Annotated in this window: 20 protein-coding genes; 13 read left to right on the plus strand and 7 right to left on the minus strand. The window is 35.5% G+C overall.

All coding sequences use genetic code 11. The annotated features are described in order from the left end of the window. The first annotated feature begins 2 nt into the window (after window positions 1–2). On the plus strand, window positions 3–1,067 hold the full coding sequence (locus tag J4050_RS05475; RefSeq protein WP_208153076.1) for a glycosyltransferase family 9 protein: 1,065 nt from the start codon (window positions 3–5) through the stop codon (window positions 1,065–1,067). Here J4050_RS05475 and J4050_RS05480 read toward each other — a convergent pair. Both J4050_RS05480 and J4050_RS05485 read right to left on the minus strand, forming a co-directional pair. Then, the gene (locus tag J4050_RS05480; RefSeq protein WP_208153078.1) at window positions 1,056–2,099 is read right to left on the minus strand and encodes a glycosyltransferase; all 1,044 of its coding nucleotides are present in this window, start codon (window positions 2,097–2,099) and stop codon (window positions 1,056–1,058) included. The two genes, J4050_RS05475 and J4050_RS05480, sit on opposite strands and share 12 nt — an antisense overlap. A 24-nt stretch (window positions 2,100–2,123) precedes the next feature. Then, entirely contained in the window at window positions 2,124–2,939 is an 816-nt protein-coding gene (locus J4050_RS05485; RefSeq protein ID WP_208153080.1) for a glycosyltransferase family 2 protein, read from the minus strand. 47 nt (window positions 2,940–2,986) lie between these two features. Here J4050_RS05485 and J4050_RS05490 point away from each other — a divergent pair, with 47 nt between their 5' ends. Then, window positions 2,987–3,748: a glycosyltransferase family 2 protein gene (locus tag J4050_RS05490; protein WP_208153082.1), complete on the plus strand. Its 762-nt coding sequence runs from the start codon at window positions 2,987–2,989 to the stop codon at window positions 3,746–3,748. Between the two features lies 1 nt (window position 3,749). Here J4050_RS05490 and J4050_RS05495 read toward each other — a convergent pair whose 3' ends face one another. Genes J4050_RS05495 through J4050_RS05510 form a run of 4 tightly spaced genes read right to left on the minus strand, consistent with a single transcriptional unit; the run spans window position 3,750 to window position 7,062 of the window. Then, window positions 3,750–4,511 (minus strand): lipopolysaccharide kinase InaA family protein, encoded by a 762-nt coding sequence (locus tag J4050_RS05495; RefSeq protein ID WP_208153084.1) that lies wholly within the window; start codon window positions 4,509–4,511, stop codon window positions 3,750–3,752. Window positions 4,512–4,517: 6 nt separating this feature from the next. Next, the gene (locus J4050_RS05500) at window positions 4,518–5,396 is read right to left on the minus strand and encodes an alpha-1,2-fucosyltransferase (RefSeq protein WP_208153086.1); all 879 of its coding nucleotides are present in this window, start codon (window positions 5,394–5,396) and stop codon (window positions 4,518–4,520) included. Next, on the minus strand, window positions 5,397–6,188 hold the full coding sequence (locus J4050_RS05505) for a glycosyltransferase family 2 protein (RefSeq protein ID WP_208153088.1): 792 nt from the start codon (window positions 6,186–6,188) through the stop codon (window positions 5,397–5,399). It lies immediately after the preceding gene. Between the two features lie 4 nt (window positions 6,189–6,192). After that, window positions 6,193–7,062: a hypothetical protein gene (locus J4050_RS05510; RefSeq protein ID WP_208153090.1), complete on the minus strand. Its 870-nt coding sequence runs from the start codon at window positions 7,060–7,062 to the stop codon at window positions 6,193–6,195. A gap of 60 nt (window positions 7,063–7,122) precedes the next feature. On the opposite strand from J4050_RS05510, the gene glf reads away from it, so the two are divergent. From glf to J4050_RS05540, 6 genes are all read left to right on the plus strand, one after another. After that, the gene (gene glf, locus J4050_RS05515; protein ID WP_208153092.1) at window positions 7,123–8,238 is read left to right on the plus strand and encodes a UDP-galactopyranose mutase; all 1,116 of its coding nucleotides are present in this window, start codon (window positions 7,123–7,125) and stop codon (window positions 8,236–8,238) included. 3 nt (window positions 8,239–8,241) lie between these two features. Further along, window positions 8,242–9,021 carry a DUF4422 domain-containing protein gene (locus J4050_RS05520; RefSeq protein ID WP_208153094.1) on the plus strand — a complete coding sequence of 260 codons (780 nt, stop codon included), beginning with the start codon at window positions 8,242–8,244 and terminating at the stop codon, window positions 9,019–9,021. A gap of 18 nt (window positions 9,022–9,039) precedes the next feature. After that, window positions 9,040–9,861, plus strand: coding sequence for a DUF4422 domain-containing protein (locus J4050_RS05525; protein WP_208153096.1), 822 nt, complete (start codon window positions 9,040–9,042; stop codon window positions 9,859–9,861). Between the two features lie 132 nt (window positions 9,862–9,993). Further along, on the plus strand, window positions 9,994–11,421 hold the full coding sequence (locus J4050_RS05530) for a CCA tRNA nucleotidyltransferase (RefSeq protein WP_208153098.1): 1,428 nt from the start codon (window positions 9,994–9,996) through the stop codon (window positions 11,419–11,421). Further along, window positions 11,399–12,436 (plus strand): COX15/CtaA family protein, encoded by a 1,038-nt coding sequence (locus tag J4050_RS05535; protein WP_347879103.1) that lies wholly within the window; start codon window positions 11,399–11,401, stop codon window positions 12,434–12,436. The genes J4050_RS05530 and J4050_RS05535 overlap by 23 nt, the downstream gene beginning before the upstream one ends. Before the next feature lie 29 nt (window positions 12,437–12,465). Next, the gene (locus J4050_RS05540) at window positions 12,466–12,984 is read left to right on the plus strand and encodes an IS1096 element passenger TnpR family protein (protein WP_208153100.1); all 519 of its coding nucleotides are present in this window, start codon (window positions 12,466–12,468) and stop codon (window positions 12,982–12,984) included. A gap of 10 nt (window positions 12,985–12,994) precedes the next feature. Here J4050_RS05540 and J4050_RS05545 read toward each other — a convergent pair whose 3' ends face one another. After that, entirely contained in the window at window positions 12,995–13,312 is a 318-nt protein-coding gene (locus J4050_RS05545) for a DUF805 domain-containing protein (RefSeq protein ID WP_208153102.1), read from the minus strand. 158 nt (window positions 13,313–13,470) lie between these two features. Between J4050_RS05545 and J4050_RS05550 the strand changes: the two genes are divergently transcribed. The 5 genes from J4050_RS05550 to J4050_RS05570 all read left to right on the plus strand — a co-directional run bounded on the left by J4050_RS05550 (window position 13,471) and on the right by J4050_RS05570 (window position 25,772). Then, window positions 13,471–14,388 carry an ABC transporter ATP-binding protein gene (locus J4050_RS05550; protein WP_208153104.1) on the plus strand — a complete coding sequence of 306 codons (918 nt, stop codon included), beginning with the start codon at window positions 13,471–13,473 and terminating at the stop codon, window positions 14,386–14,388. 35 nt (window positions 14,389–14,423) lie between these two features. After that, the gene (locus J4050_RS05555) at window positions 14,424–15,251 is read left to right on the plus strand and encodes an ABC transporter permease (protein ID WP_208153106.1); all 828 of its coding nucleotides are present in this window, start codon (window positions 14,424–14,426) and stop codon (window positions 15,249–15,251) included. Window positions 15,252–15,340: 89 nt separating this feature from the next. Next, complete coding sequence (locus tag J4050_RS05560) at window positions 15,341–18,727, plus strand: FIDD domain-containing protein (RefSeq protein WP_243878557.1); 3,387 nt, start codon at window positions 15,341–15,343, stop codon at window positions 18,725–18,727. Between the two features lie 37 nt (window positions 18,728–18,764). Continuing rightward, entirely contained in the window at window positions 18,765–20,606 is a 1,842-nt protein-coding gene (locus tag J4050_RS05565) for a T9SS type B sorting domain-containing protein (RefSeq protein ID WP_208153108.1), read from the plus strand. 327 nt (window positions 20,607–20,933) lie between these two features. Next, window positions 20,934–25,772, plus strand: a complete 4,839-nt coding sequence (locus J4050_RS05570) for a T9SS type B sorting domain-containing protein (RefSeq protein ID WP_208153110.1) — start codon at window positions 20,934–20,936, stop codon at window positions 25,770–25,772. Window positions 25,773–25,827 lie beyond the last annotated feature (55 nt).

Below are 25,827 nucleotides of genomic sequence, written 5' to 3' on the forward strand. Positions count from 1 at the left end.
TTATGAAGATATTAATTATTCAGCAAAAGATGATTGGGGACGTACTTACCTCAAGCATTCTTTTTGAAATAATAAAACAAAAATATCCGGATTCTGAATTGCACTATTTAATTAATTCGCACACCTATCCCGTTGTTGAAAACAATCCTTTTATAGATAAATTCATTTTTTACACAACTGAAATTGAAAAGAGCAAATTAAAATTCTTTTCTTTTCTTCAGGAAATTAAGCACTCTAATTATGATATTGTAATCGATGCATATTCTAAATTGTCCAGTAATTTAATTACAACCTTTTCTAAAGCTAAAACCAAAATTTCTAAACATAAGAGCTATACGGCTTTTCTATATAATGTTACCGTAAAATATAATAGTGAACCTAAAACAAATGCAGGATTGGCCATTGAAAACAGACTGCAACTCCTTAGCCCGTTAGAAATTGAAATTGAGAAACCAATACGACCTAAAATCTATTTAACTCCTGAAGAGAGAAAAAAGGCTGAACAACGACTTACCTCTAGCAATATGAGTTTAGACAGGCCCATATTTATGATCAGTGTTTTAGGAAGTAGTCTTCTGAAAACTTACCCTTTTGCTTATATGGCTGAAGTAATTGACAATCTGGCGGCGAAAAATAAGGACGCTCAAATTCTGTTTAATTATATTCCAACACAGGCAAAAGAGGCCCAAACGATTTATAGTATGTGTAATCCTAAAACTCAATCTCAAATCTTTTTTGATGTGTTTGGTAAAGGTCTAAGAGAATTTTTAGCAATAACAAGTCATTGCGATGCCTTAATCGGCAATGAAGGAGGTGCCGTAAATATGGCCAAAGCACTAAATATTCCGACCTTTACGATATTTTCACCATGGATAAATAAAAAAGATTGGAGTATTTTTGAAAATGGTACATCCAACGTGTCAGTTCACTTGAAAGATTTTAAACCAAAGCTATACACCCAGCCAGAAAAACACTACAAGAAAAATGCATATCGAATGTATAAAGCATTTGAGCCTCAATTAATTAAGGCTCAATTAGATTCTTTTACAAAGCGATTAGCTATTTAAAATATCTAGTGCAGCTCTTACAGCTATTTCAACGTATTTCCCTTGAGATACGTTTTGTTGCACCTCAACCACGTTACGTTTCATTGTTTTAAAATCTTCCTCGGTTAAATTTTTCAGTTTATTGTTTAAATCTTTTAAGTTAGAAACTGTTATACCTAACTTATTTTTTTCAATAAATGAGGCTACTGCTGCTTTATCCCAAACAATAATTGGCATACCGCAAAGTAAATATAGTGAGGTCTTATGAGGATTATTATATTTTAAATAAGCTCCTAAATTACCTGAACATTCTTCTGTTGAAATACCATCCCAAACAAGGCCAAAATCCGACTCAATCTTATAGGCTATTTCATTTGATGGGTATGCACCTTGATAAAATATTTTTGATTGCTTTTCATCTACCTTTCTTTTATTGGCATCAAATCCAACGCCATATAGTTTTAGATTAAAATTATCATTCTCCAGTAAATCCATTTCAAAAATATAGGCATTCTTGCCGTCGCCAAACCCTCCTGCATAGGCTACATCAAATACACCATTAAAAGGTCTTTCATTGTTTTGCCGTGGCACCTGTTCAGACACATAGTCAAAAATTCCTAGAACCACTATTGGTATTGTTGTTCCTTGCACCAAAAACCATTCTTTCATGGATTCGTTATGTACAATAATCACATCCGAACAGACAATTTTAGACAATTCTTTTTCTACGTCCTTAACCCTTCCTTTTAGACTTCTTACATCATGTACTATTGTTATTATTTTACACTTTTTAATTTTGGCGAAAAACAAGATTAGTTTTCTAAATTTATTATTTGGATACTGTGTACAAATCGTTGATTTAAATGGTAGTCGTAATAAAGCTATGGTAATACCAAAAAAATTCTTTATTGTGCCAATGGCAGAATTTGGTATAGTTGATTGTTTAAATCCTAAGTTCTTAAATCCTAATGCTTCTAAAGATACCTCGCAATCTGTTTTTGCCTTACCAGCAGCATTAAATATTGATTTATAATTTCTTGATATATAATACATTGAAAAATTGATTATATTTTAGTGCTAGCCCTTTACGATACCAAATGGTGTTTGAATAATTTTATTTTTACGAGTTAAGCTGCGTATAGCTTGGTTTTGTTTTATGAAGCTATCATTTTTATAAGGTCTATCGTGATATAAATGTAAGCAAATAGCACTATATCTAATCTGGATAAATTTTATGCTATTATTAACCATGCGCTCGCCAACTTCCCTGTCCTCACCTCCATATGCCATACGTTCATCAAAACCATTAACTGCTAAAATATCCTTTAACCAGCAAGACACATTCATACCGTCAAAGGTAGCCTTGGTTGTCGTGACCATATTTAACGTTTTAGCGTAACCAGCAGATCGACTTAGCTTAGTCATTTTAAAAGACTTTTCTTGTCCTTGGGAAATCAACCAGTTTTTTTCAAAACATTCTTGAGAATAAATCAACGATTTATCTATGCACGAGGAGACCTTTTTATTAAGTTTAAAATACCCGCCAGAAAGTGCACAATTTGGTTTTTTCAATGAAAAATGAGTGGCAACAAAATCATCTCTTGGAATACAATCTCCATCTGTAAAAATAAGGTAATCTGATTTTGCCTTTAGAATAGCCTTGTTAAGAATTTTTGTTTTCTGAAAACCGTCATCTTCCTGCCAGACATGCGTAATAGGCAAATCATGATTTTTTCTGAAAGCTTTTATAACATCCAATGTCCTTTTATCTGACCCATCGTCAGCTATAATAAGCTCAAAACCAGAAAACTTTTGGCACACGTATCCAGCCAACACCAAATCTAACTGATTTGGCTGATTATATGTACTAATGATTACTGAGATACTTGACATGCCTATGTAAACAAAAATAGTATTTTTACTCCATCTAATTATTTTTAATGATAAGACTTTCGGGAGTGATTATAACTTACAATGAGGAAAGAAACATCTCAAAGTGCCTCAAATCTTTAGTGGACGTCGTTGATGAAATCATTGTTGTCGATTCCTTTTCTACTGATAACACCAAGGCCATCTGCAACAGTTACGATGTTACGTTTATTGAACAAAAATTTTTGGGCTATATAGAGCAAAAGAACTTTGCACTTAATAAAGCCACTAATGATTTTGTTGTTTCACTTGATGGAGACGAACTGCTCTCAGAGGAATTAAGGCAGTCGATAATGCATCTAAAATCAAACTGGCGTTTTGATGGTTATTACTGCAATAGACTTAATAACTTTTGCGGTCAATGGATAAAACACTCAGACTGGTACCCAAACAAAAAACTTCGTGTTTTCGATAGAAGGAAAGCAGAATGGAAAGGTATTAACCCTCACGATAATATTGTGTTGCACAATCCTAAAAATAAGATTGGACAACTCAAAGGAGACATATTACACCACACCTACCAATCCTATTCAGAGTTCAATAAAAAAACTGAATACTTCTCTACAATTGCTGCTGCAGCTTATTTTAAAGAGGGGAAGACCGCATCCTTGCTAAAAATAATTTGGAATCCCTCTTGGGCTTTTTTTAAATCCTATTTTTTGCGATTAGGATTTTTAGATGGTTTCAATGGTTTTATGATTTGTTATCAAACAGCAAATATTACATTTTTAAAATATGTGAAACTTAGGGAACTTATTAAGAAAAAAGCTTAGGTTATCTTTTCCAAAATTTTAGTTTCTTCTTAAGCTTTATTTTACGCCAATATTTCTGCTGAAACTTTTTTGTGGAAGACCACATAAGTTCAAACACACGATTATAGTCTTCATTACAGCATTTAGCATACTCATCACTCATTATTTCAATCATAGACTTATGAACCGTGAGTTTAGAAAAATTTTTTATCCTAGTTTCAAAATCAAGAGTTTTAAATTCCATTCTGTTTAAATCTACCAAATAAAAAGAATACTTATTGTTTTTTGTTTTTATGAGTGTATTTCCTGGCGAATGGTCTAAAAAATGTACACCTTTTTCGTGTAAATGATAAGTAAATCTTGTAAATGCCCTTAGAATTTCCTCATGATTTGGATAGTTTAAGTCTAAAGTCAATTCTCTATAAGTTAAATCGTAAGACAGATGCTCCGAAATATAGTAGCTTTTTTTAAACAAGCACGACGTTACATATTCATAGAATGCTACAGGTTGCGGTGTTCCTATACCGAGTTTCAATAATCTTAAAGCGTATTCATAAGAGCGTTGAGCCTTGCTCTTTCTAAAAAACCGATAAGCGACTTGGTTAATAAAATTAGGAACTCTAAAGGATTTTATGTTCGCAGTGATGTCATTGACTTTGAATAATTTGAGCTGGTTCCTATCTTGATTGCCAAAGTTTTCTCCTTCATTATCAAAGTTATTGACAATGTAATCTAATCGCTCCTCATTAGGTTTATAGTTAATATAAATTTGTTTATTCTGCATCTAGACTTAAATTCTTTTCCAACTTTCACCAATTAAATCCGATGTATCTACGGTATCATCCGGAAACCATTTTTTTGGTGCAACAACCATTTTTCTTTCATGTGTACTTAACCAGCAGGCCCACCAAGAAAAACTACTTGGTGATAAAATAAAATGATCACAACTTGCCATGAGTTCAAGGTCTTCTTTATATCTAATACCATTTGTATTATAATCTACAACTGTAAAATTTGTGCCTAAATCTATATTGGTTTTGCACCACTCTGGCTCATCAGAAAAAATGAAAAAATGTAAGTTCTCGTTATGACTCGTTAGATAATCTGCTCCTGCTTTGAAATAATTATTATCCATAGTTTGAAAGTACCCATTACCCACGTAATCTCCTCGTCTTACATGTACACAAACTGCAGTAACGTCTTTTATTTTATTTTGTAATAGCTGTGCCTCTGGAGAAAGAACCTCCTTAAATTCTAAATCCTTACGCAACTGGCTTTCAATGTCATTAAAATAAGTTTCGCTTTGCCAATATCCGCTGTAAATTGCGTCTTTCTTGGGCGTTGTAATTAAATTATGATCAACAGTAAATGATTTTTCCTTCACTTTAACACAGCCTAGTGACCTCACAAACTTTATTAATTGCACAACGAAGTTGAGCTTATATTTATTCAGAAAGCTTATAATTTTCGGATGTATAAGAAACGCTTCTTCAATATTAAAAATATGAAGTTGGTATTCTCTATTTGTTACACTAGGGCTGTTGCTTTTCTTTAAAAGAGAGGTTAAATCTAGCTTAAGACCAGTATTATATTGTAGCGCTATGCGCCTACCCATGGCATATTGAAATAATTGATTTCCTAGACCTCCTCTTAACCTAACAACTATCATCTATTCTTTAATGTATTTATTAATTCCATTTTCTGCCCAAACCAATTTCATCTTTATTGTGTTTTGCTCTATGTCATTATTTAGCGCAAGCCTATCCTTGGGTTTTTCGTAGTGGTAAATATGGTAAACAATACCTCTATAACGCAATCGTCTAGATCGTAGGCCTGCGTTATAAAATCGCATGGCGAGCTCAGAGTCTTCTCTTCCCCAACCTTTAAAATCTTCGTTATACCCGTTTACAGCTATAAAATCCGACTTAAAAAATGAGGTGTTACAACCTCTATATTTTTTAGAATGCTTGTGCTTGGCTAAATAGAGATAACTCAATAGCGGGAGGTGAACAGCCCTAGTCCTTTTTTTTATACCCTTGCTAAACATGGAGAAACGCGTCTGATGATCAGAAAAAAGTTGCTCTAAATGGTTGTGTTGGATATTTACACGGCTACCATACAAATACGTGTTTTTCTGGGCAAAGCCTAAATGATCTTCAATAAATCGAGGATGCATAATGCAATCGCCATCCACTTGAATAATGTAATCTCCAGAGGATTGTGCAATAGCTTTGTTTAAAATTTCTGCTTTTCTAAAGCCATTATCCTCGTGCCATATATGCCTAACAGGAATTTTAGTTGTATTCTTAAACTCCGCAATAAGTTTTTTAGTAGCACCTGTAGAGCCGTCATCTGCTATAATCAGCTCATTTGGCATTCGTGTCTGCGCATTCAGGCTTTTCAAAACAAGTTGAAGCGCCTTTGGCCAATTATAGGTTGATATGACTAAACTTGACTTCAACTAATTATTTAAATACAGATTTTATAAACTGTCCTAAATTTTTCTTAAACAAATAAAACTGAGACTTATATAATGCCTTTTCTTTTTGCCCTTTAAAGTTGTTGAGTACGTCTTTGATTGTAGACCCTTCAATAAAGTCTAAGTGCTTCCAGACCATTGGCTCCATGTAAAAGAAACCCGTCATTTCTTTGTAATTAGTTTCGTTAACAGTGTCCCATTTCTTCATAAAACCATCTAAATCTATATCAATATTATGGCCCCAATTAGACAATTTAAAAACTAAATCTTCCCGCTTGCGAGACAAGCATTCGTGCAAAATTAAACTGTTGGTGTAAATAACCCTTCCTTTGGTCTTACGCCCTACTCTATAGTCTGGATAGTTGGTCGCTACAAAGGTTTTTGTAGCTTCATTAACGTACAAGTACCCCTTATCTATCTTTTTGTAAAGTGTAACATGAAATGGTCTTATTTGTACTTGATTAATCTCAGGGTTTTTTAATAATTGGTTCTTTGCTTTTAAAAAACCTACAAACTTTTTAAAGTTTATAAAATACTCATCCGCGTCTAATTGTATCAACCAATTACCCATACCCATTTGGTCTGCGAGCATTTTACGCTCCCGGACTTCGCACTCCATAGTTGTGAGCTCTGGTTTTGAAAAGTCGTCTTCATAAATGACTATTTTGTCATTAACATCGAATGATTCTACCCAATCAAAAAAAGAATCTGCAATCTCAATTGGCTTTCCACTCCATGTTTTTCTATTGATATCAACAGCTAAAAAAATAGTATCACTATACTCATAAACCTGAGGGATAGCATTTTTTAAAAGCTCATAATCGTAAGAAACTAAGAAGCCAACCTGAATCTTCATGCGAACAAAATTAGCGTATTCTTTCTACAAACCACAAATTTCTTATTATTTTAGCCACGTATGAAAACGTATGACTATTTAATCGTAGGAGCAGGTCTTTTTGGTTGTGTTTTTGCACACGAATTAAAGAAAGTTGGTAAGTCTTCCCTAATAATTGACAAGCGCTCTCACCTTGGCGGTAATGTCTATTGTGAAGATGTCAGAAGTATCAACGTGCATAAATATGGTCCTCATATTTTTCACACTAATGACAAAGCCATTTGGGATTATGTCAACCAATTTGCAACTTTCAATAATTATATAAATTCACCAGTTTCTATGTCTAAAGGTAAATTGTACAATTTACCTTTTAATATGAATACCTTTTATCAACTTTGGGGCGTAAAAACACCAAAGGAAGCTAAGGCAATTATCGAGGAACAAGCACAGAAATATGGTGTGAAAAATCCTAAAAACCTGGAGGAACAAGCGCTCTCATTGATTGGAAAGGATGTTTATGACACGCTTATAAAAGAGTATACCGAAAAACAATGGGGAACAAAAGCTACTGAGCTACCAGCCTTTATTATAAAGCGCTTACCTGTAAGATACACCTTTGACAATAACTATTTTAATGACAAGTATCAAGGCATTCCTGAAGGTGGTTATAATGCTATTATCGACGGATTGATTAAAGATATAGACACTAAGACCAATGTAGATTATTTTGAAAATAAAGCAGAATTAGACGCTCTTGCAGACAAAGTTGTTTTTACAGGCAAAATAGATGAGTTTTTTAATTACGAATTTGGAAATTTAGAATACCGCTCTCTAAAGTTTGAAAGTGAAATCCTAGAAGAAGAAAATCATCAAGGGAGTGCCATTGTAAATTACAATGATTCGACCGTGCCTTATACAAGAATCATAGAACATAAGCATTTTGAGTTTGGAAAACAAAACCACACGGTTATAACTAGAGAGTATCCGCAAAAATGGACGCGAGGGATGGAGGCCTACTACCCTATTAACAACGAAAAGAACCAAGCTGTTTATAAAAAATACAAGGATAAAGCGAGCACCCTACCCAACATTATTTTTGGTGGGCGCCTTGCAGAATATAGGTATTATGATATGCACCAAATAATAGGCTCAAGCCTCAGTAAGGTTAAAAAAGAAATTGAATCTTTCAATTCGTAGCTAATGGTAAAAATTTTTGTTGTCACCCACAAACCAGTTCCTCCTTTAGTTAACGACCTCTACCAAACGATTAGAGTTAATCCAGGAACCGAGGAACATTTAGATGACGCTGTTTTAATAGATAATACTGGTGACAATATATCTGGTAAAAATGATAATTATTGCGAGTTAACCGCAGCCTACTGGATTGCCAAAAATTACCATGATGCCGATTATGTTGGACTCTGTCATTACAGACGCTACTTTAACCTTTACAAAAATCTACTGAGTTTTTCACCTTCAACACAAAAACGTGTTAGTTTAGATAAATTCAAAAAATCTAAATTATATAGGACAACACCAAAAAAACAAGAAGAACATATAGAGAAAATCCTCAAAGATTACGATGTAATTTTACCTATTCACTATACGGTTGGTCACGAAGGAAAAAAGGTATCTCTATCTGAAAATTATGCCATAGGACATAGAAAGGAGGATTTTGATTTAACAAAACAAATCATCTTAGAAAAATACCCAAAATATGAGGATAGCATAACAAGCTACCTAGATGATAGTTCGCGCTTTTATGTGGCAAATATGTTTATAGCGTCTAAGACCATTTTTAATGACTACTATAAATGGCTATTTGATGTGCTATTTGAATTAGAAAGGCGTATTGACATTCCAACAGACAATTATCAAAAACGAATTTTTGGTTTTATATCAGAACGATTGACTGCCATGTATTTTTGGCATCACAATTTCAAAATTAAGGAAATGCCATTGTACCATATTACCGATTAACATTAATACCCAAAAAGCTTGAAACTTCTAGTCGCTACACATAAAGACAAATCCATAATAGAAAATAATATTATTCGGCCTATACAGGTTGGTGCTGGGAATACCGAGCAACGTATTGATAAAAGCTATTTTCTAGACAACTCAGGGTCTGACCACATAACTGAAAAAAATCCAAATTACAGTGAAATGAGTGCCTTGTACTGGATGTGGAAAAATTTTGCTGATGAAGATGTTGTAGGGCTAATGCATTACAGACGCTACTTCAATCTATTTCAGGATAACTGGCTGTGTAGAATAAAAAAGGTGCAAAAAAAGGTCAAATCAAACCATAGGCTTCTAAAAAAAATTGAAAAAGAAGAAGCCAAAAGTATAGCCATAATAAACAACTGGCTGCAGGATCATGATGTAATTTTACCTCCTCTGCGTACCTACACTGTAAATAAAAAACCTGCAACCATAGCTGAAGATTACAGACACCATCACAGCACTTCAGACTGGGATACCTGTATGGATATTATAAAAGAGCTATATCCAGAATATGAGCAAAGCATTGACTTACATTTATATAATAGCTACAACAAATTTTACATGTGTAATATGTTTATTGCACCATCTAAATGGATGATGGATTACGCAGAATGGATGTTTAGCGTGTTATTTGCATTAGAGGCCAAAATAAAGGTCCCAAACGAAGACCCTTATCAAAAACGCGTTTTTGCGTTTATGGCAGAACGCTTAACTTCTCTTTACGTGCACCATAATAAATTTAAGGTGAAGCATATCCCTCTAATCCTTGTGGAAGATTATTTTAAAGATAATCCGGAAGTAACCCATCCTTAATAAGTTAATGAAATTCCACAGAACTACTACTGATATTTCAGCCAAATCCCATTTCATTAGGTAAAGCCTAAATCGTATCTTTGCATGGCTTTATTAAGCCACGACATCCCAATCAAAACATAGTCGGATTAAATGAATTATAAGCACGCTTTACATAAAGATATTTTTAAGTCCGTATCCCAGTCTGCGCTGGAGCTTGGTGTGGATTGTTACGTCATTGGAGGGTTTGTAAGGGACTTAATACTTAAACGTGATCATTCTAAAGATATTGACATTGTCGCCGTTGGCAGTGGTATTGAATTAGCATCGAAAGTTGCCGAATCCTTACCTCATAAACCAAAAGTTCAGATTTTTAAAACCTATGGTACTGCAATGCTGAGATATGATGATATCGATGTAGAATTTGTAGGAGCAAGAAAAGAAAGCTACAATAAAGATAGTAGAAATCCCATTGTAGAAACAGGTAGCTTAGCAGACGATCAAAACCGACGAGATTTCACCATTAATGCAATGGCATTAAGCCTCAATGAAGCCAACTATGGTGACCTATTAGATCCTTTTAATGGTATTTCGGACCTCGAAAAGGGTTTGATTAAAACACCATTAGACCCAGATATTACCTTTAGTGACGACCCTTTGCGTATGCTACGTGCTATTCGGTTTGCAACACAACTCAATTTTAGAATAGATGAAGCCTCATTTAATGCTATAAAAAGAAACAAGCATCGAATTAAAATAATTACCAAAGAGCGTATTGTAGTTGAACTCCACAAAATTCTAGAAACATCACATCCATCAATTGGGTTTATACTTTTAGAAAAAACGGGACTTTTAGAATTTATGTTACCAGAGCTCACAGCTCTTAAGGGTATTGAAGAAGTCGAAGGTCAACGCCATAAAGATAACTTCTACCATACCTTAGAAGTGGTTGATAACATTGCCAAAACAACTAACAATCTGTGGTTACGATGGGCCGCTCTATTGCACGATATTGGCAAGGCACCAACGAAAAAATTCACCAAAAAACAGGGTTGGACCTTCCATGCCCATGAGTTTGTAGGGTCAAAAATGACATACAAATTATTTAAACGTCTTAAAATGCCATTGAATGAGAAAATGAAATTTGTTCAGAAAATGGTTTTAATGAGCTCAAGACCGATTGCATTAGCATCGGATGTTACGGACTCTGCCGTGCGGCGCCTCATCTTTGATGCTGGTGACCATGTTGAGGATTTAATGACGCTCTGTGAGGCGGATATCACTACAAAAAACCCAAAACGCTTCAAAAAATATCACAACAACTTTAAGGTGGTACGGGAAAAAATTCTTGAGGTTGAAGAACGCGACCGAGTTAGAAATTTTCAGCCACCTGTAACTGGAGAAGAAATTATGAAAGCGTTTAATTTAAAGCCGTCTCGCGAAATAGGCACCATAAAAGAGACCATAAAAGAAGCTATTTTGGATGGTAAAATTCCAAATGAGCACAGTGCCGCGTACCAACTGATGTTAGAAAAGGGAAAAGAATTAGGATTAAGCTATGATGATGAAAAAGAGATTTAGGAAGACTGCAAAAGTAGCCTTGGTTTTGGTCTATTTAGTAATAGCCGCAGGTGCTATTGTAAGAATGACAGGTTCTGGAATGGGCTGTCCGGACTGGCCCAAATGTTTTGGATACTATATTCCACCAACAGACGTTGAAGATTTGCAGTTTAAACCCAATCACCAATATGAGAAAGGGATTGTAATTATTGTTAATGAGGAATTACAAGTCGCTAAAACAGATTTTGTTTCAGGAGACAACCTAGACCTGACTAATTGGGAGACCTACACAGCGCATGATTATGCCATTTTTAACCCAGTTCATACTTGGGTAGAATATATTAACAGGTTACTCGGAGCTTTATCTGGTTTGCCCATACTTCTATTTACCATAATGGCTATATGGTTATGGAAAGACAGGAAACGCTTTCTCATTCTGTCTTTGCTAACCGTCTTCGGCATGGGTTTCCAAGCGTGGTTAGGAAAAACTGTTGTGGATTCTAATTTAGCACCCTATAAAATAACAACGCACATGGTGATGGCTTTAGTTATCGTTGCCATTATACTATATCTCATTTTCATTGCTAAATCTCAGTTTAAGAACCAAAAATTTAATTTACCCTTCAGAAACATTATTATTATTGCCACCCTATTGACCTTAGTTCAGATTATTTTAGGAACACAGGTGAGACAATTTGTAGATGTTCAAAATAAATTAAGTGGCTATCTCAATTGGGATTTCAGTGAACTGGCTCCCATAAATTTTTATGTACACCGCAGCTTATCCATTGCTGTACTTTTATTAAATGGATGGCTATTTTGGACTAATAGAACTATGCATCTTGGTTACAACAAAATAAATTTAGTTATGCTCTGCATAGGCCTTGAAATTGTAACCGGAATTGCCATGTACTATTTTAATTTCCCTTTCTCAACACAACCGATTCATCTATTGATTGCTGCTATTTTAATAGGCATTCAATTCTATATTATTTTAGAAAGCAGTAGAATAAAGACCACCTTAAATGCAACTTAAATTGTATATTTAATCTAGAAAACACACCCATGATATACCGATTTAGAGTCATCTTAGACAACGATACCAAGGAAGAAGATGTATTCCGCGATTTAGAAATTCGCGAGAGTGACACTATGGAAGACCTACATAATATCATCACACAATCCTTTGGTTTTGATGGTATGGAAATGGCATCTTTTTATATCAGTGATGAAGAATGGAACCAAGGTGAGGAAATTGCCATGTTTGATATGAGCGAAGCTGAAAATAAAGTCAAAGTAATGGCCAGTACCATAATTAAGGACGTTGCGCACGAAGCGTCACCCAAACTCATTTATGTCTACGACTTCTTAAACATGTGGACCTTCTACGTAGAATTGGCCGAAATTGTAGAAGAAGCTCAAGGTACTGACTACCCTAACCTCATGTTTGTGCATGGCCAAATCCCAGATAGTGCACCAGAAAAATCCTTTGAAGCCGAAAACTTAGATGATTTTAACGAGTTTGAAGACGATTTGGATGTGGATGACTTTGAGAATCTCGATTTTGACGAAAATTGGAATTAGACGCTATCCTTCAAAATGGTTTCTGTCTTTCTGAATTAGAATTTTTGGGAGCTGTTGCCAATAAAACGCCTGCAATTGGCACCAAAAACAACCACTTGTTATAGCCTGCGTCATTTAAACGTCTAAATCCTAAAGTGGTTAACGGAATGCACAAAGCAACTCGTGCCCAAAATTCAAACGCCCTACTTAGGTCGAAATGTCCACGGATAAGAATCCAAACAGGATAAATGACAAACCAGGTAAACAAAAAGAAATACCAAAATTCTTTTAGACTGGCCTTGCCTTTAATATCAAAAATATGTCTAAATGGTTTGAGGATGTAACTCATCTTCATTCGTTTAACTCAAAATTAAAAAAATTGTTAGTATTTAAAAAATCTGTCAAAACCTTAATTAATAGCTTTCTTTTAAGTTCAGATTCCATTGATTTGTAACAAAAAAAAAGTTCACTCGTCTTATGAATAACTAATCAAAAAACCAATCCACTTTGGAGCCAATCCTTACAATTAAAAATCTCACTAAGAAATTTGGGTACCTTACTGCAGTAAAGGACCTGAGCTTTACCATTAACAAAGGTAATGTTTATGGCATACTTGGACCTAACGGTAGTGGTAAGTCCACTACCCTAGGTATCGTTTTAAACGTGGTGAATAAAACCTCGGGCGAGTTCCTTTGGTTCGATGGCAACACCTCAACCCATGATGCCTTAAAGCAAGTTGGTGCTATTATAGAACGCCCTAACTTTTATCCTTATATGACAGCAGAACAGAACTTAAAACTGGTCTGTAAAATCAAGGGTGTTGACCATAGTAAAATTGCGGAAAAGTTAGAAATTGTTGGTCTTTTAGACCGAAAAAACCATAAGTTCAAAACCTATTCTTTGGGTATGAAGCAACGTTTAGCTATAGCCTCTGCCCTACTTAACGACCCAGAAATACTTATTCTAGATGAGCCTACCAATGGTTTAGACCCACAAGGTATACACCAAATTCGGCAAATCATTAAAGACATTGCCGCAAATGGTACAACAATTTTATTAGCGTCCCACTTATTGGACGAGGTGGAAAAGGTATGTTCACACGTGGTAGTATTGCGAAAAGGCGAAAAGTTGTATTCAGGCCGCGTTGATGAAATGATTAACAGCCATGGCTTTTTTGAACTGAAATGCGAAAAACACGACGAATTGGTGAATCTTTTAGAAACACATCCTAATTTCAGTAAAGTTAAAGTTGAAGGTGAACTCATCACAGGGTTTCTTGCTGAGCCTATGTCGGCACCAGAGTTTAATAAGGTAATGTTCGATAAAGGTATAGTACTTTCACATCTCGTAAAACGAAAAGAAAGCTTAGAGGAGCAGTTCCTTCAGTTAACTGACAATTTAGAATCCAATCAAAAAACAGCTTAATCCAATAATTTGGATTGGCCTAACCAATCAATACTATGTTACGTCTCATACAATTAGAATTACAGAAGTTATGGCTCAACAAGGTAAGTAGAGCCCTAATCTTCGTATCCTTTATACTTCCTTTTACGGTACTTGTTTTATCCTCTATTAAAATCAACTTTTTTGGATTTTTTACCCTAGAACTTGGTGAGCTGGGAATATTCAATTTTCCTATTATTTGGCATATCACCACCTTCTTTGCCTCTTATTTTAAATTTTTCTTTGCTATCGTCGTAGTGAGTATGATAGGCAATGAATACAGTAATAAAACCTTAAAACAAAATCTTATTGATGGCCTAAGTAAAAAGGAATTTATTCTTTCTAAATTTTACACTATTGTCTTCTTTTCGCTTTGTGCAACGCTACTCATTGGATTGGCCACATTTTTTATTGGCATGTACTACTCGAGTTATACAGAAGCATCTATTGTGGTTAGAGAAATAGAGTTCTTATTGGCCTATTTTGTTAAGCTCGTAGGTTTCTTTAGTCTCTGTTTGTTCTTTGGGATGTTGGTGAAGCGATCGGCATTTGCTTTAGCCTTTCTTGTGGTTCTTTATATCGTAGAGTGGCTCGTGTTTTGGGGTGCCTATGAAATCTTTGGAAACGGTGACGATGCCTTCAAGGTTAAAAACGTTATGCCTTTAGAGTCCATGTACAAATTAATAGACCAACCTATTCAACGTATTGTAATGACCAAATTCCCAGAGAAAACTGAAATGGCTTATGACTATGCGGTTCATTGGTATGAAATAGTAATTGTCGTTGGCTGGTCTGCACTTTTTATCTTTTTGTCTTATCGATTGCTAAAAAAGAGAGATTTATAATATCTTTGAAAACGTTGCTATGAAAATCTAATTATTCCTTAAGAAATCAACTTAGGGAACGCATAGTCAGCGCCTTTTTTGAAGATATTATGATAAGAATTACTTGTCTACTTACCCTATTAATGTTCAGTTTTTTGGCTCAAAGCCAAAATGAAGCCTCCTTTTGGTATTTTGGTGCTAATGCCGGCGTGCGTTTTGATGCTGAAGCTGGTACAGTAACTGGCGTAACTAATGGCGCTCTTAATACATTGGAAGGCTGTACTACGATTTCAGACCAAAATGGAAATCTTTTGTTTTATTCAGACGGAAGTACCGTTTGGAACCGTAATCACCAAGTGATGTTAAATGGCACTGGACTTCGCGGTGACGATTCTAGTACGTCTTCAGGCGTTATCGTGCCAAAGCCGCAAGATCCAGATTTCTATTATATATTTACAGTTGATGAACCACATCACAACAACTCTGCAGGTCTACCTGGGCAGACTGCTAACGATGGTGTTAATGATGGATTGATGTATTCTAGAATTAACATTACTGATAATGGTGGTTTAGGTGCCGTTGACGTCGTAGAAAAAAATATTCCACTTATTACATACGACCCAACTGTTCAAATTCAGAGTGACTTTAAATGTTCTGAAAAAATTACTGCTGTAGGTGCTAATGATTGCTCCTCCATTTGGGTTGTTACCCATTTTGGAGATAAATTCTACGCTTTCAAGGTAGACGATATTGGTGTCAATACAACACCTGTGATATCAACAGTTGGACCTTATATTCCCTATGAAGGGTATAGACGAAATGCCTTAGGCTATCTTAAAGCTTCACCAGATGGCTCTAAATTATTAGTGGCGCATTATGGAGAATCACAGACCCTTGCAGGCGATGCTGGTGGTAGTGTTTGGTTATTCGATTTTAATAATGATACGGGCGAGGTTACAAATGCTTCAGAACTTTATAGTGCTCAAAATAATAATAGTCCATACGGTGTAGAGTTTTCAGCCGAAAACCGAAAAGCCTACGCAACCATTGGGATTGGCCCTTCTGGGAATGGCGCCAGTCAAATATTACAGTGGGACTTGGAAAGCCCAGACATCCCAAATTCCCTAGAAGTTATTCATACGTCTAATTCCATTAGTGCTGGAGCATTGCAACTAGGAATCGACAGACGAATCTATAGAGCACAATTTAGTTTTTCTGGAAATACAGCAGTATCTCGATATTTAGGTGTTATTAATAATCCAGAGGCAAACGGGTTATTTGCTGATTACCAAGAGCAAGGTGTTTTGTTAGACGTAAACGGTAATGGACAAAACACTGGCAGAATTGGTTTACCTCCTTTCATACAATCCTTATTTAATTCTCAAATAGATATCATAAGAAACGGTGAAAGCACAACTGAACTAAAATTGTGTGATGGCGATACCTATACTTTGAGTGCTGATGATATTCCTGGAGCAGATTATGTCTGGACCTTTAATGGTAGTCCTTTACCAGAAATTGGATTTGAATTAGTCATAGATACGCCTGGATTTTATGAAGTTTTTATTGAGCCCAATAATGGCGAATGCCCTATTGAAGGCAGTGCTGTGGTTGGCATCTTTGATATTCCTGTGGCCAATCCATTAACTGATGTTGTAGTCTGTGATGATGCAGGTAATGACGACCAGGCAACTTTTGATTTTAACAATAAAGACAGTGAGGCTTTGTTAGCACAAGACCCTAATCAATTTAGAGTGAGCTACTATGAAAGACTAGCTGATGCTAATAGTAATACAAATGCAATAAGCTTTCCATTTGTAAATACAAGCAATCCACAGACTATTTATGTTAGAGTTGATAATGTAGCTAATAATGCTTGTTTTGATGTCAATTCGTTTCAGCTTGAAATATTTGACACACCAGAGGTGATACAAAATGACACAGTTGAATTCTGTGATAATCTCGGAGATATCACGGATGGCATTGCCGAAGTTGATTTTAATGAAATTATTCCTTTGGTAAGAGGTAGCCAGAGTGAAACTGAAACAGCCGTCAGTTTTCACCTTAGCCAAACAGACGCTGATAATAACGATAATCCATTACCCTTACTTTACACCAATTCTGGTATGGCAAATGAAACAATTTTCGTTAGAATTGAAAACACGCTCAATACCGACTGTTATAGTACAGATAGTTTTCCATTAATCATCAACAACGCACCAATCGCCAACAATGCAAGCTTGTTTCAATGTGATGAGGACGGCATCCCAGAAGGCTTTACGAGTTTCAATCTTAACGAAATAGCTAACGACATCATCGCTGGAGCCACTGATGTTTCCATTGATTTTTATTTGTCTCAAATGGATGCTGATAATAACAGCAATGCCATCGATGGGTCTAATTTTCAAAATTTTGAGAATCCTCAATTATTATTTGCTAAGGTGACCAACGATATCTCGGGCTGTACAAATATGAGTGAGGTGTTATTAGAGGTTAGTGCCACCCAAACCAATAATGCTAGTTTAGGGCTCTGTGATGACGATGGATCAGAGGATGGATTTACCACTTTTAATTTAGCCGATGCTAATGATACTATTTTAGCGGGTGCTCCTGCTGGCTTGGTGATTACGTATTTCGAAACCTATTCTGATGCTCTTTTAGAGACCAATGCGCTGAACAGCACATTTACAAATACTCAAGCCTATAACCAGACAGTATTTGCAAGAGTTGAAAATTCTAATGCTTGTTACGGCATTAGTGAAATTGAATTAACGGTTTTTGAACTACCCAATATTGAAACAGAGTTTGAGACCTTATACTGCCTTAATTTTTTTCCTGAGCCCATTATATTGGACGGTGGGGTTATAAACGATATACCCAATAATTACCTCTACGATTGGTCAACAGGAGAAAATACCACTGAAATAGAAGTTAATGAGCCTGGCACGTACACCGTAACCGTATCTAATACCAATGGCTGTTCTAAAACCAGGACTATAACCGTGCTACCATCTAATATCGCTACAGTGACAGATGTTGAAATCGTTGATGCCACAGAAAATAACACGGTAACCGTTTTTGTTTCAGGTGAAGGTGATTACGACTATGCGATTGAAAATATTAACGGTCCTTACCAAGACAACAATACTTTTGAGAATTTAAGTCCTGGATTATATACAGTTTATGTAAGAGATAAGAATAATTGTGGTATTGCAGAGGAAGATATTTCTGTGATTGGATTTCCTAAATTTTTTACGCCTAATAACGATACCTATAATGACTTTTGGCAAATAAAAGGAGTATCAGAACAATTTCAACCTAATTCAAGAATTCTCATTTTTGATAGGTATGGAAAACTTTTAAAAGAGCTTAATCCTTTAGGTATAGGTTGGGATGGCACTTACAATGGTGAAAAAATGCCAACAAGTGACTATTGGTTTAGTATAACCTTGCAAGATGGCAGAACCTTCACCAGTCACTTTACTTTGAAGCGCTAATCTATTTACGTACATTTAAGCATACCAATTAAACCAAATGTTGAAAAAGGTATTCTTCATAACCTGTTATCTTTTTCTTGCTAATTGTATCCCTCTGAACGCGCAGGATGTTTCATTATTCGAGCAATTTAATGGTCGATATGATTATTTGGCCATTGGTAACACTTTAAATCCACTAGAAAACAACGGTAATACATTTTGTACCATATTAGAAAGTTCTGAAGCTAGCTTAAATATTAATGCCAACCAGACTATCATAAAAGCCTATTTGTATTGGGCTGGGTCTGGCCCTGGCGACTCAAATGTATCTCTAAACGGTACACCTTTTAGTGCTGATGACACGTATACCGTAGATTATACAACTGAAAGTAATGTTGAACTCACTTACTTTTCATCCTATGCGGATATAACAGATTTTATAGTCACCAATGGCAATGGTATCTATACTTTTTCTGATTTAGATATAAATTCTGTTTTACTTTCAAATCCAGGATATTGTGGAAACCGTACCAATTTTGGTGGCTGGAGCATCTATGTGATTTATGAAGATACATCTCTCCCGCTGAATCAAGTCAGTCTTTTTCAAGGTCTACAGATAATTAATAGAAACGTTGGAGAAATTGAGATCAACCTCAATAATATTAATGTATTCGACAATGAAGGTGCTAAAATTGGGTTTTTAGCCTGGGAAGGTGATAACGCCCTCAATTTTGGTGAATCTTTATCCATTAATGGTAATATTATTTCAAACCCTCCTTTAAACTTAGCTGACAATGCCTTTAATGGCACAAATACCTTTACCAACTCAACGGACTTTTTTAATGCAGATCTAGATGTTTATAGCATTGAAAATAATATTGCCATTGGTGATACCTCAGCTATAATACGCATGACGACTGGAGACTTTGATGATTTTGGAATTTTCAGGGCAGACCTTATCATTATAAACAATATCATAACGGTTTTAAACAGCAAGTTACCAGATGCCACAATTAGACTAGATAATTCAACAGTGCAATGCAATAGCAATAGTATTGCTTTAGACTATACTGTTTTTAACCTCAACAGTACAGAACAACTACCTTCTAACACGCCCATTGCTTTTTATTTTGATGGTGTTTTAATTGGTCAAAGTCAGACCACCGTAGCTATTCCTATTGGAGAAAATGAAATTGGCTCAATTGTCTTAGAAATTCCTGAAGATGTCAACTCGGAAATAACTGTTTTAGCCATGGTTGATGATATTGGCAATATGACAGGTATTGTTGATGAGACCGATGAAACCAACAATACTAATACAAGAGTAATTGAGCTAATTAACAGCCCTGAAATTGAAGTTTTAGCGCCACTTAAGGGTTGTAATGAAGGCTTTTCAACCTCAACATTTAACCTTTACCAAGCCATTGAAGGAAATGACTACCATCCAGAGACAATTGAATTTTATGAATCCATAGAAGATTTAGAAAACGGAAACGATAGCATTTTAGACCCTTCAAGTTACAATAACACTTCTATACCTCAAACTATATATATCAAAATTCCCGATTTTCCATGTTATCGCATTCTAGCATTTGACTTAATCATTGAAAATTGTCCACCTCGCATACCACAAGGGTTTTCTCCAAATGATGATCAAACCAATGATTGGTTTAACATTCAAGGGCTTTACAATGTTTTTGTTGACCATGACCTGAAAATATTTAATAGGCATGGTGTTTTGATATTTGAAGGTGACAATGATCAGCCTTGGACCGGAATCATTAATAGAGGTATAAATGGAATTGGAAACAGAGTTCCGGTGGGTACATATTACTTTGTACTTAACCTCAATGATTCTGACTATCGACCAATGGTGGGCTGGGTGTACGTAAATTACTAATTTTGTTAAGGTTTTGCGTATTTCATCTTAATAATTTGACACTAAATTGTTAAATTTTTAATTTCATGCCATTGAGTTTAGGTTAAGAGATACTTAGTATATCATACTATATCTTAGCAATTCAATTTGGGAAAAAAGGCCTCTTTATGAGGTCTTTTTGTTGTTTAATCGCTAAACTGGAATAGATATGTTAACATTTAGTGTATTTCATCGTATTTTTTTGTATTTAATCTGAATTACATCTACTTTTCCGCGCATGTTATGGTACAGTGTTCATCCTAAGCCCCAACTGAAGATTACACATTACCAATAAACTTAACCGCAACCATGATAAAACTTAAATTTGCCCTCATAGCGATCGCCAGCTTTCTTTTTGGTATGAGCTATGCTCAGCAAGTCTCAATAGACACTAGTGCGTCAATTGAGGATTTAATTCAAAATAACCTCATCCAGGGTTGCGTTGAAGTCTCCGACATTTCTTCACCCGTAAATGGTTCAGTTTCTGGTTTAAACAGTTTTGGCTATTTTGAAAGAGGCAACTCTAATTTTCCTTTTGAAAACGGAATTATCCTTAGTACGGGAAATGCTAACTCAGCCGGAAACGGAGAAATTACGACTGTTTTAAACGAGGGCAACGACACTTGGGGCACAGATACCGATCTTGATTCTACATTAGGTATATCAGGTACACTTAATGCTACTTCCATTGAATTTAGTTTTGTGTCAATTTCAAATCAAATACAATTTAATTACATCCTAGCCTCAGAGGAGTACTTTGCGGATTTTCCTTGCGAATATTCAGATGGTTTTGCTTTTTTAATTCGCGAAGTAGGCAGCGGTAATCCATTTACCAACATAGCCTTAGTACCAGGAACCAATATTCCAGTAAATACAACAACCATCCACGATGAAATTGTAGGCTTCTGTAGCGCATCTAACGAGCAGTTTTTTGAAGGCTACAACTTGGGTGACACTAATTATAATGGAAGAACTACTGTACTTTCTGCAACCGCAACCATACAGCCAAATGTGCAATACCAGATAAAACTTATTATCGCCGACCAAACAGATGAAAATTACGACTCCGCCGTTTTCGTTCAAGGTAACAGTTTTGATGCTACTGTAGACCTTGGTGCCGATTTTTCAACCTGTGCAGCAGATGTTGTCTTAGATGGAAATATTAATAATCCCAATGCTAATTACTCTTGGTACCTCAATGGTAATTTAATAAATGGGGAAAACAATCCAGCCCTTACGGCACTGCAGACAGGAAACTACCGAGTAGAGATTGAGATTCCACTAGCGAGTGGGAATTGTATTATTGAGGATGATATCAATATTCAACTAAGTTCAACACAATCCTCCAATCCGATAACAGATTTCGAATTATGTGACGATTTTAGCAATGATGGCTTTGAACTATTTGATTTGTCAACAAAAGATTCTGAAGTATTGGCTTCTGTTCCAACTGCGAGCTACAGCATTTCTTATCACCTATCATCTTCCGGAGCACAAAATAATACAAATTCTGTTTCGGGAACTATTCAGAATACAACAAGTCCTCAAACAATTTATGTTAGGATAGAAGACAACACTAATGGATGTCTAGCCTTTTCAAGTTTCGACCTTATTGTTAATTCTTTGCCTGTTATTGTTGACCCAACCCCTTTGGAGGTTTGTGATGATCAAGATACTGATGGCTTTACAACAATAGACTTAACGGTAAAGAACAATGAAATTACAAATGGCCAAAATAATTTAGTTGTTACTTATCATATATCTCAAACCGATGCTCAATCAGGGAGCAACGCCTTAGCAATGCCATATGTAAACACCAGTAGTAATGAACAATTATTTGCAAGTATAGTTAATCCGCAAACGGGATGCAGAACAACAACGTCATTTGATATTTCTGTTTTAGACCTACCCGTAATTGATAGAGAAGAGCACTATATTGATGCCTGTGATACGGATCATGACGGTTTTGCACTTTTCGATTTAACAAGTATCATCCCAGAAGTTCTCGATGGACTTACTGGCGTAAACGTTACGTTTCACACAAGCTTTGATGATGCTTCCAACGGAATCAATGCTATTGCCAACGAGACCAATTATAGTAACACCATTGTTGAAGAGCAAGTAGTCTATATTAGGGTAGAAGATAATATAACAGGTTGTGCGGCAGTAACTCCAATAGAAATACATACAAATTTACTCTTAACTGCCACTAACCTCAACGATGTTTTAAGATGCGATGTGAATAATGACGGTATCGAAGATTTTAATTTAGCTTCTATTGCGTCTGGAATTATGAATGAAATTCCGGATATAACTATAGAATTCTACGAAACCGAGGACGATAGAGATAATGGCGTTAATAACATTGATCAAACCGTTGATTATTTTAATACCAGTAATCCTCAAACCATATATCTAACGCTTACTAGCCCTACATGTTTTGAAGCAGCAAGTATTGAGCTCATTTTAAATCCTATTACAGAATTTGATTCTATTGGTTCAGCTACGGTTTGTGATGAAGACCAAGATGGCTTTACTGAAATAGATTTATCTAACTTCGACAATTTAGTGTCACAAAGCCAAAGTGGTTTCAGTGTTTCATATTTCTTAACGGAAAGTGATGCTGAAGCTAATGAAAATGAGTTACCAAATCTCTACACTAATACGAGCAACCCTTTTACCTTATTTACAAGAATAAGTTCTGATGACACTGGTTGTTCTGATTCTAATTCTTTTGAAATTGAAGTGCTCCCAGCACCCGAAAGTGCTACACCAAACGCCATTATAATTTGCGATGCTGATAGAGATGGTCAATCCTTTATTGATCTAACTGTTAGTATTCCAGAAATTATAAATTCAACACAAGACCGTATTATTTCCTTTTACAACACACAACAAGAGGCTGACCTTAACGAAAATGAAATTACCAACACTTCTAATTACGAAGCACAAACCGAAACACTCTTTGTACGGATAGAAAATTCAATTACAGGTTGCTTCTCAGTAGAAGAATTAGATATTATTGTAAATACACTGCCTTATGTAGGAAATCTAAACAACGAATTAGAGCCCTATAATATTTGTGAAAATGAAAGCGATGGCATTGGTGATTTTTTATTTGAAACCAAGGACACAGAAGCACTAGACACCCAAACAGGTAAAATTGTTACTTACTATCGTAGCCTTAATGATGCTGAAAACAAATTAAATCCAATAAACAAAACAGTACCCTATCAAAACACTACTAATCCAGAAATCATTTTCTGTAGAGTTGAAAACATAACGGATGAAACTTGTTTAGCTATAGCTTCTTTCACGATTGAGGTTGGTACCAATCCAGAATTTAATGAACCTCAAGATATTTTTGTTTGTGATGATAGTTCTAACGATGGCATAGAGAATTTTGACCTTAGTAACATTGCTAATACAGTTACCAATGGTTTTGATTCTATTGAAAATGTAAGTTTCTATTTATCACAATCAGATGCTGCTAGTAGTCTAAACCCACTGCCTCTCAATTTTTCAAACACCTCAAATCCTCAAGAAATCTTTGTTCAAATTGATAATGGTACTATTTGTAATTCCATAACGTCATTTATTATCAACATTATACAAGTTCCCGAAGCTAATCCATCACAACCCCTTATTACTTGTGATGATGATTATGATGGCATAGTCACCATAGATTTGACCGATGCAGAACTAGATATATTAGACGTAAGACAAGATGATATTGAAATCGTTTACTACGAGAGTGTCTCTGATGCTCAAGCAAGTTCAAATCCTATTATTGATCCAGAAAATTATAGCAACACCTCAAATCCACAAACCGTATACATCAAAATAACCAATACGATATCAAATTGTTACAGTCTAATACCTCTAGATATTATTGTAAACCTAGCTCCTGTTATCAATGATTTTGAAGTATTTGACATTTGTGCTAATGATTTCAACAGTGTTGATTTGACACTTATTAATAGTATTGCTATTGACGACACAAGTGCAGTAGAAATTAATTATTATTTAAACGAAGTAGATGCTTCGAGCAATTCTAATCCTATAGATACCAATTACACCTATTTAACAAATTTTGACACCCTTTACTTAAGAGCTTGGTTCAGCGAAACAGATTGTCATAGGATTTACGAATTCAACATTAATGTAAATCCACTACCAGAAGCCAATCAACCACAAGATCTAATTACCTGTGATGACGATTTCGATGGTGTTTTTGAATTCGATTTGAGTCAACAAAACACCATCATTTTAGGTGGTCAAAGTCCAACAGATTATACAGTGACCTATCACAATACTCTGCAAAATGCAGAAACAGGTCTAAACGTTTTGGATACTAATTATTTTGCCTTCGATGGCGAAACTATTTGGGCTAGAGTTGAAAATAATACATCTGGTTGTTTTAGTATCACACAATTTAATACCATCATCAATCCTTTGCCTGTGCTTGATATTGGTAATCAGGTTATTTGTTTAGACAATTTACCCCTTCTTGTATCGGCCAATACCAACAACCCAACAGACCAGTATTTATGGTCAACAGGGGCAACTACACCAGAAATTGAGATTACGGCAATTGGTGAGTACTGGGTCCAGGTCACTACCCAACTTGGCTGTGAGAATTCTGAAACGTTTAACGTTAGCGACTCTGAAACTGCAACTATTGAAGCTACGGAAACCATAGATTTCTCAGACCCTAACAATATAACCGTCACGGTCAGCGGTATTGGAGATTACCTTTACCAATTAGATGACGGAGCGCCACAAGAATCTAATATGTTTGAAAATGTTCAAATTGGTTATCATACCATCACCATTATAGATTTAAATGGATGTGCAGAAGTAACCAGAGAAGTTATCGTTGTTGATTTCCCAAAGCACATGACACCGAATGGCGATGGTCAGTTTGATACGTGGCACCTTGCTGGCGTTGAATCATTACCAGGAACGGTTATCCACATCTTTAATCGCTACGGTAAACTTCTAAAAGTACTCACAGCTGATACCTCAGGCTGGGATGGTACTTATCTCGGAGCAAAACAGCCATCTAGTGATTATTGGTTTGTAGCAGATATTAAAAAAGGCAACGAAACATTTCAGTTAAAAGGGCACTTCGCACTAAAACGTTAGTCACGTACGTAAGACCAATATTGTTTAACAAATATTCGGTACAGAGTGTTTAAAT

The organism is Winogradskyella pelagia, assembly GCF_017581965.1.
Lineage (GTDB): Bacteria > Bacteroidota > Bacteroidia > Flavobacteriales > Flavobacteriaceae > Winogradskyella > Winogradskyella pelagia.

Excerpts from the sequence above, each read along its gene's own strand:
- J4050_RS05475 (WP_208153076.1), top strand. The coding sequence starts at position 3 with ATGAAGATATTAATTATTCAGCAAAAGATGATTGGGGACGTACTTACC.
- J4050_RS05480 (WP_208153078.1), bottom strand. The coding sequence starts at position 2,099 with ATGTATTATATATCAAGAAATTATAAATCAATATTTAATGCTGCTGGT.
- J4050_RS05485 (WP_208153080.1), bottom strand. The coding sequence starts at position 2,939 with ATGTCAAGTATCTCAGTAATCATTAGTACATATAATCAGCCAAATCAG.
- J4050_RS05490 (WP_208153082.1), top strand. The coding sequence starts at position 2,987 with ATGATAAGACTTTCGGGAGTGATTATAACTTACAATGAGGAAAGAAAC.
- J4050_RS05495 (WP_208153084.1), bottom strand. The coding sequence starts at position 4,511 with ATGCAGAATAAACAAATTTATATTAACTATAAACCTAATGAGGAGCGA.
- J4050_RS05500 (WP_208153086.1), bottom strand. The coding sequence starts at position 5,396 with ATGATAGTTGTTAGGTTAAGAGGAGGTCTAGGAAATCAATTATTTCAA.
- J4050_RS05510 (WP_208153090.1), bottom strand. The coding sequence starts at position 7,062 with ATGAAGATTCAGGTTGGCTTCTTAGTTTCTTACGATTATGAGCTTTTA.
- glf (WP_208153092.1), top strand. The coding sequence starts at position 7,123 with ATGAAAACGTATGACTATTTAATCGTAGGAGCAGGTCTTTTTGGTTGT.
- J4050_RS05520 (WP_208153094.1), top strand. The coding sequence starts at position 8,242 with ATGGTAAAAATTTTTGTTGTCACCCACAAACCAGTTCCTCCTTTAGTT.
- J4050_RS05530 (WP_208153098.1), top strand. The coding sequence starts at position 9,994 with ATGAATTATAAGCACGCTTTACATAAAGATATTTTTAAGTCCGTATCC.
- J4050_RS05535 (WP_347879103.1), top strand. The coding sequence starts at position 11,399 with ATGATGATGAAAAAGAGATTTAGGAAGACTGCAAAAGTAGCCTTGGTT.
- J4050_RS05540 (WP_208153100.1), top strand. The coding sequence starts at position 12,466 with ATGATATACCGATTTAGAGTCATCTTAGACAACGATACCAAGGAAGAA.
- J4050_RS05545 (WP_208153102.1), bottom strand. The coding sequence starts at position 13,312 with ATGAGTTACATCCTCAAACCATTTAGACATATTTTTGATATTAAAGGC.
- J4050_RS05555 (WP_208153106.1), top strand. The coding sequence starts at position 14,424 with ATGTTACGTCTCATACAATTAGAATTACAGAAGTTATGGCTCAACAAG.
- J4050_RS05560 (WP_243878557.1), top strand. The coding sequence starts at position 15,341 with ATGATAAGAATTACTTGTCTACTTACCCTATTAATGTTCAGTTTTTTG.
- J4050_RS05565 (WP_208153108.1), top strand. The coding sequence starts at position 18,765 with ATGTTGAAAAAGGTATTCTTCATAACCTGTTATCTTTTTCTTGCTAAT.
- J4050_RS05570 (WP_208153110.1), top strand. The coding sequence starts at position 20,934 with ATGATAAAACTTAAATTTGCCCTCATAGCGATCGCCAGCTTTCTTTTT.